At 67.7% G+C, this 7,003-nt stretch carries 6 protein-coding genes; 4 read left to right on the top strand and 2 right to left on the bottom strand.

Annotation, left to right across the window (positions count from 1 at the left end; all coding sequences use genetic code 11):
- Window positions 1-137: 137 nt before the first annotated feature.
- A complete protein-coding gene (locus HMI58_RS06070; protein ID WP_171618491.1) occupies window positions 138-1,019 on the bottom strand; it encodes a phosphoribosylaminoimidazolesuccinocarboxamide synthase in 882 nt (293 codons plus the stop codon).
- A gap of 2 nt (window positions 1,020-1,021) precedes the next feature.
- On the bottom strand, window positions 1,022-2,356 hold the full coding sequence (purD, locus tag HMI58_RS06065; RefSeq protein ID WP_171618490.1) for a phosphoribosylamine--glycine ligase: 1,335 nt from the start codon (window positions 2,354-2,356) through the stop codon (window positions 1,022-1,024).
- Window positions 2,357-2,459: 103 nt separating this feature from the next.
- Here purD and HMI58_RS06060 point away from each other — a divergent pair, with 103 nt between their 5' ends.
- The 4 genes from HMI58_RS06060 (at window position 2,460) to HMI58_RS06045 (ending at window position 6,984) form a co-directional block, all read left to right on the top strand.
- Window positions 2,460-4,067, top strand: coding sequence for a molybdopterin-dependent oxidoreductase (locus tag HMI58_RS06060; protein WP_225667914.1), 1,608 nt, complete (start codon window positions 2,460-2,462; stop codon window positions 4,065-4,067).
- Window positions 4,068-4,160: 93 nt separating this feature from the next.
- The gene (locus HMI58_RS06055; RefSeq protein ID WP_171618489.1) at window positions 4,161-5,165 is read left to right on the top strand and encodes an asparaginase; all 1,005 of its coding nucleotides are present in this window, start codon (window positions 4,161-4,163) and stop codon (window positions 5,163-5,165) included.
- Between the two features lie 5 nt (window positions 5,166-5,170).
- The gene (locus HMI58_RS06050; RefSeq protein WP_171618488.1) at window positions 5,171-5,548 is read left to right on the top strand and encodes a sterol carrier family protein; all 378 of its coding nucleotides are present in this window, start codon (window positions 5,171-5,173) and stop codon (window positions 5,546-5,548) included.
- Window positions 5,545-6,984, top strand: coding sequence for a DUF2079 domain-containing protein (locus HMI58_RS06045; RefSeq protein WP_171618487.1), 1,440 nt, complete (start codon window positions 5,545-5,547; stop codon window positions 6,982-6,984). The genes HMI58_RS06050 and HMI58_RS06045 overlap by 4 nt, the downstream gene beginning before the upstream one ends.
- Window positions 6,985-7,003 lie beyond the last annotated feature (19 nt).

Here is a 7,003-nt window from a genome sequence, read left to right as displayed (position 1 = left end):
GACACTGCAACTCCCGATTCCTCAAGGTGTTGCAACGACCACTTGAATCCGCCGATAGTCCAGACAGTCCCACTGACTGACACCCGCCAGTGGGATGCTGCGCGCCAGAACTGCCCAGAGGACTCGGGCCCAAAGGCTCAGGCGAAGACGAGCCCGGTCAGCCGCTCGTAGGCCTCGATGTACCGGGCCCGGGTCTTCTCGATGATCTCGTCGGGAAGCGCGGGCGGTGTGGAGGTCTTGTCCCACCCGGACGCGTCCGAAGTCAGCCAGTCACGGACAAACTGCTTGTCGAAGGAGGGCTGCGCCTGCCCCGGCGAGTAGAGGGAGGCATCCCAGAACCGCGACGAGTCGGGGGTCAGCACCTCATCGCCCAGGGTGATCTCGCCGTCGCCCGACAGCCCGAACTCCACCTTCGTGTCGGCCAGGATGATCCCCCGGGACCGGGCAATCTCCTCGGCCCGGCCATAGATCGCCAGCGTCAGCCGCTGCAGCTCCGACGCCACTGACGGGCCGACGAGGGCTACGACGTCGTCGTACTCAATGTTCTCGTCGTGGTCCCCCACAGCGGCTTTGGCCGACGGCGTAAACACGGCCGGCTCCAGTCGGGACCCGTCCACCAGGCCGGGCGGCAGCGGAAGCGAGCACACAGTTCCCGACGAGCGGTACTCCAGGAGGCCGGACCCGGTCAGGTAGCCGCGGGCAATGCATTCCACCGGGAACATGTCGAGCTTCCGGCAGATCATCGCCCGGCCAGCGACCACGTCGGGCACATCAGTCGAGAGCACGTGGTTGGGCACCTCGGCGAGCTGGTCAAACCACCACAGGCTCAGCTGGGTCAGGACCCGGCCCTTGTCGGGGATTTCCGAGGTCAGCACGTGGTCGTACGCGCTAATCCGGTCGCTCGCCACCACGAGCACCCGATCGTCGGGTCCGGTCAGCGGCGAGTACAGGTCCCGCACCTTTCCCGAGTAGACGTGCTTCCACCCAGGAACCTCGACGAACGGAGGGGCGAAGACCACGCTCACGCCCCCGTCGGGGTGGAGGCGGATCCAGCGGACAGCGCCGTGACGGGCGAGGGCGCGGGCGAGGCGACCACAATACCGCCCTGCGCGGCGACCAGTGCAATGTCGGTCCGGTACTGCCCGCCCTTCAACTTCAGCTCGGCCAGGCCGCTGTAGGCCTTGGCCCGGGCGGCGGCGAGGTCATCGCCGAGCCCGACGACGGCGAGCACCCTGCCGCCGGCGGACACCACTTTGCCGCGCTTCTTGGCGGTTCCAGCGTGCAGCACCTGCACGCCGTCGATTGCCTCGGCCTTCTTCAGCCCGCGTACCCGGTCCCCGGTCCGGGGAGCGTCGGGATAGTTCGCTGAGGCGAGGACCACCGACACCGCTGTCTGGGGCGACCAGTGCAGCCGTTCCACCCGGTCCAGTCCGCCCTTCGCTGCTGCCAGCAGCACCCCGCCCAGCGGGGTCTTCAGCCGTGCCAGCACAGCCTGGGTCTCGGGATCGCCGAAGCGGGCGTTGAATTCAATGACCCGCAGGCCGCGGGTCGTCAGGGCCAGACCAACGTAGAGGACTCCCACAAACGGAGTACCGCGGTGAGCCATCTCGTCGATGGTGGGCTGCGCTACCCGGGCAATGACCTCATCAACCAGGCCCGCCGGTGCCCACTCCAGCGGCGAGTAGGCACCCATGCCGCCGGTGTTCGGGCCCTGGTCGCCGTCGTGAATGCGTTTGAAATCCTGGGCGGGCGCGAGGGGCAGTACGTTCAGCCCGTCCGAGAGAACGAAGAGTGAGACCTCGGGTCCGTCGAGGAACTCCTCGATCACCACCGTTCCGCCAGCGTCGAAGCAGGCCTGCGCGTGGGCGAGCGCCTCGGTCCGATCCTCAGTGACCACTACTCCCTTGCCCGCGGCCAGTCCGTCATCCTTGACCACGTACGGGGCTCCGAAGATATCGAGTGCATCTGCGGCCTGCTCCGCTGTCGAGGCGACGCGCGCCATCCCGGTGGGAACGTTGGCCGCCGCCATGATCTGCTTGGCGAACGCCTTGGAGGCCTCCAGCTGCGCCGCCTCCCGCGACGGACCGAAGACGGGGATCCCCGCGGCCCGCAGCGCGTCGGCAACTCCCGCGGCGAGCGGCGCTTCCGGACCGATCACCACCAGATCGGAGCCCAGCGACTGCGCCAGGGCGGTCACGGCGGCGGGGTCGACTGCGTCAACCGGATGGGTGGGCACCATCGCGCTGATTCCCGCATTGCCGGGGGCGGCGTGCACCTCGTGCACGAACGGATCGGCCAGCAGCGCTCGGACAAGGGCATGTTCGCGGCCGCCGGGGCCTATCACTAGAACCTTCACAGTAGATCAGCGTACTGGCTCCGCTGAGTACCCGCGAAGCTGTGACGGGCCGATTCGGCCTATGACAACCCATACCCGTGCCCAACGACTACGAATGAAGGTCATGAAAGCTTTACGACGCCTCGGGCGCAAGGGAACCATGCTGGCAGCACTCGCAGGGATTGTGTCGGCGGGCCTGGTGCTGGGCGTCGCCGAGCTGCTCGGTGCCTTCCTGACCGCCCGCGCCGCACCCCTGATCGCTCTGGGCTCCACCTTCATCGACTTCACCCCGCCGTGGCTGAAGGACTTCGCGATCGCCACCTTCGGCACCAACGACAAGGTCGCCCTCTTCGTCGGCATGGGTGTCACCATCGTCATCCTTGCCGCCATCCTTGGCGTGGTCGCCTACCGCCGGTGGGCGTTCGGTGTTGCCGGTGTGGTGCTTATGGGAGCTGTCATCGTGGCCGCGGTGATCTCCCGCGCCGGAGCCACGCTGGTGGATGCCATCCCCACAGTGATCGGCACCGCCGTCGGGCTGCTCGCGCTGCGGTTCCTCATCCGGGCGCTGCATGCCGCGAACGACGACGTCGCCTCCGTAGCGACCACCTCGGACTCCAACGCATCGACCTCCAGCCAGACGGAGTCCACCCAGCCGAAAGCCAGCGGAACCAGCCGCCGCACCTTCTTCGCCGCCGCAGGCATCACCGCAGTTATCGCGGGTGCCGCGGCCGCCGGAGGCCGCGCCATCGCTGGCGCCCGTAATACGGTCAACATGGCCCGCGAAGCCCTCAGCTTTCCCGCACCGGCCAGCGCCGCACCCGCCATCCCGGCCGGGGTGGAAGCCGGCGTCGACGGTGTAGTCCCCTGGGTCACCCCCAACCCCGACTTCTACCGCATCGACACCGCACTGAGCGTGCCGCAGATCGACCTGGAAACCTGGGAACTGCGCGTCCATGGAATGGTCGAGGAAGAGTTCACCATCACCTTCCAGGACCTGCTCGACGCCGACCTGATCGAACGCCACATCACCCTGACCTGCGTGTCCAACCCCGTGGGCGGGAACCTGGCCGGCAACGCCAAATGGCTCGGCTACCCCCTCCGCGATCTGCTGGCCCGTGCGCGGCCCACCGCTGGCGCCGACATGGTGCTGTCCACCAGCACTGACGGCTTCAGCGCCTCTACCCCGCTGCCGATCCTGCAGGACGACAGAGACGCGATGCTCGCGATCTCGATGAACGGTGAGCCACTGCCTCTGGAACATGGCTATCCCGTCCGGATGGTGGTGCCCGGCCTGTACGGCTACGTTTCCGCCACCAAATGGGTGGTCGACCTGGAGGTCACCCGGTTTGCCGACAAGACCGCCTACTGGACCGACCGCGGATGGTCGGAAGAGGGCCCGATCAAGACCATGGCCCGCGTCGAGGTGCCCCGATCCTTCGCCCAGGTGCCTGCCGGGACCTCGATGATCGGTGGTACGGCCTGGGCCCAGCACCGTGGCATCACCAAAGTGGAGGTCCAGATTGACGGCGGCGACTGGGAGGAAGTCACCCTGGCGGCCGAAGCGTCGGTGGATACCTGGCGCCAGTGGTCCCACGAGGTGAACCTCGAATCCGGGTCGCACACGGTGCGCGCCCGTGCCTACGATCCCGACGGCGTGCAGACCGAGGAACGCGCCGATACCGTGCCCAACGGCGCCTCCGGCTGGCAGTCGGTGCAGTTCACCGCCGAATAGCCTGCCACCCCCAAAAACTTGTGCCCACCGGATGTCCGTTCCCTTCGGTGGGCACAAGCTCCACCCCCGCAGCCGATGAGCGATACTTGATTCATGCCTCAGACCTTCTCCACCTCCGACGCCGTCGACCTCGCCGTCCTGGAACGCAACGGTTTCATCGAATCCCGGCACCTCGGTTCAGCAGTAATCCTGGCCGCAGACGGGACGGTCGTCACCGAACTCGGAGACATCAATTCCCCAGTCTTCCCCCGCTCCACCCTCAAGCCCTTCCAGGCCCTCGCCGCGATGCAGTCGGGGGTGCCGCTGCGCGGTCCCCAGGTGGCCCTGGCCGCCGCCAGCCACGTGGGCTCCCACGAGCACATGGACGTGGTCCGCACCATGCTCAGCGCCGCCGGAGTGTCCGAGGAACACCTCCAGTGCCCGGCCGACTGGCCCCAGGATGAGGAAGCCCGCAACTGGCTGATCCGCACCGACCGCGGCAAGCAGCGGATCGCCTTCAACTGCTCAGGCAAACACGCCGCTTTCCTCTGGGCTTGCACCGAGAACAACTGGGACCACTCCACCTACCTCGACCCGTCGCACCCGCTGCAGCAGCGGATTGCCACGGTGATCGAGGAGTACACCGAGGAGAAGGTTGCGCACTGGGGCGTCGATGGCTGCGGCGCTCCCCTGGCCGCGGTCTCCCTCAAGGGCCTGGCCCGCGGCATCGGCAAGTTCTCCCGGGCGCCGTCAGACAAGAACGCTGACGCCCGCGCGGCGACTATCGCCACCGCCATGCTCGACTACCCATGGGCCGTTCACGGCCGCGGCCGCGAGAACTCGGTGGTGATGGAGGATCTGGGCATCATCTCGAAGAATGGTGCGGAGGGCGTGCTCGTGATGGGTACCGACACCGGTGTCTCCCTGGCCCTGAAAATCCTGGACGGCAACATCCGCGCCACCACGCTGGTCGGCCTGACCCTGCTGGCCGCGGCTGGCGCGGTCGACGTCGACAAGGTGGGCGCCGTGCTGGAGAAGGTGGTGCCGCCCGTCCTCGGCGGAAACGAGCCGGTCGGTAAGCTCCGGCTCGCCGCACCGGTCATGGCCCTGCTGGACTAATCACCATGGCACGACGACGGATCCCCGCCACAGCGGGCCAACCCGCCCTGGACGCTGTTCGCTCCGGGACGGCTGCCCGAGCCGACACAGCAACAGCGGTCCGCTACGCCCTCGAGGAGCTCGCCGAGCGTGTCCCTGGGAACAGCGTCGAAGTTCGGGTCCCTCCCTTCGGCGTGGCGCAGTGCGTGCCCGGGCCGCGCCATACCCGGGGTACCCCGCCGAATGTGGTGGAAACCGACGCCGTCACGTGGCTGGCGCTCGTCACCGGCACACTGACCTGGCCCGACGCCGTCAGCGCCGGCAAGGTCGCGGCATCCGGCCAGCGGGCAAACCTGAGTGAGTGGTTGCCATTGTTTCCAGCCCCCGGCCCCCGCACTCCGTGAGTGCCCAGCATTCAATGCACCGGCCGTCCTTCATCGCTGAGGGCCTCCGGTCGACGGGGTCGGCGTTCCGTCGGCAGCCCCCCGCCGCCCTGATCACAGCCCTCGCTATCACCGTCATCTACACGGTGTTCTCGGTGGCGCAGTGGAACAGGATGGACACCCCCTCCTGGGATCTCGGTATCTTCACCCAACTGGCCAAGGCCTACGCCGGGTTCGACGCGCCCATCGTCCCGATCAAGGGGGACGGGTTCAACCTGCTGGGAGACCATTTCCACCCGCTCCTGGTCCTCCTCGGGCCCGCCTACGCCTTCTTCCCCTCCGGGCTCACCCTGCTGGTGCTGCAGAACATCCTGATCGGCGCCTCAGTCCTGGTGATCGCCCGGCTGGGCATCCGCCGGTTGGGGACCATCACCGGCACCTGTCTCGGCGCGGCCTACGGACTGTCGTGGGGACTACAGACGGCGGTCGCCGCCCAGTTTCACGAGATCGCGTTCGCCATCCTGCTGCTGGCCCTGGCACTCGAAGCAATGATCGACAGGCGGGTGCGCGCCGCCGTCGTCTGGGCCGGCCTGCTGGTCTTCGTGAAGGAGGATCTGGGGCTGACCGTCGCAGCGATCGGGCTGGTCATCGCGTGGCGCTACCGCGACCGGATCGGCCTGTGGCTCGCGGCCTGGGGACTCGGCTGGATGCTCCTGTCCGTCGCGGTGATCCTGCCCCTCCTCAACAGCGGCGGCCAGTACGACTATTCGGACCGGATCGACGTCCGCGGGATGCTTGCCGACCCGGTCGGGGCTCTGGTCACAATCTTTTCCGCCAGCGCCAAGTATGAAACCGTGTGGCTGCTGCTGCTGGCCGGTGGGTTCCTTTTCCTCAGGTCCCCCCTCACGCTGATCATGGTTCCCACCCTGGCCTGGCGTTTCGTTGCCGAAAACCCGGTGTACTGGGGCACTGAATGGCACTACAGCGCCGTCCTGATGCCGGTCCTGTTCGCCGCACTGATCGACGCCATCGACACGTCCCGGAGGTCGGAGCGGCGGTGGATGCGGGCGGCCGACGCCGCCGTCGTCCCTGCGGTGACCGTCGTCGCACTGCTCCTGCTGCCCAGCCAGCCGCTCGCCGCCCTCGCCGACCCGGAAACCTACCGACAGTCCGAGCGCTGGGAGACCGCCCAGCGCCTCATGGACCAGCTGCCCGCAGGGGCCACCGTGGAGACCGGGGTGGTGCTGATGCCATACCTGGTCCCTCACACCGAGGTGTTCTGGCTGGGCTCCGAGAATCCGCCGCCCGATTTCCTCATCGTGGACAACCAGGACTGGAGCTGGGGGACCACCCATCCGGAAGACGCCGTGGCGCACGCCGAGGAAACCTACCCGGGTGAGTCCTATGAGCTGGTCTTCCAGGACGACGGGTATCAGGTGGTCAGGCGGATCGGCTAAACGCCGGTAGCCTTAAAGC

Source organism: Arthrobacter sp. 147(2020) (assembly GCF_013116715.1).
In the GTDB taxonomy this organism is placed as follows: Bacteria; Actinomycetota; Actinomycetes; order Actinomycetales; family Micrococcaceae; genus Arthrobacter_D.
This window is presented reverse-complemented; position numbering and strand designations above follow the sequence as displayed.

Bases quoted from the DNA above. Each gene is read 5' to 3' on its own strand.
- HMI58_RS06055 (WP_171618489.1), top strand. From the start codon at position 4,161: ATGCCTCAGACCTTCTCCACCTCCGACGCCGTCGACCTCGCCGTCCTG.
- HMI58_RS06060 (WP_225667914.1), top strand. From the start codon at position 2,460: ATGAAAGCTTTACGACGCCTCGGGCGCAAGGGAACCATGCTGGCAGCA.
- HMI58_RS06050 (WP_171618488.1), top strand. From the start codon at position 5,171: ATGGCACGACGACGGATCCCCGCCACAGCGGGCCAACCCGCCCTGGAC.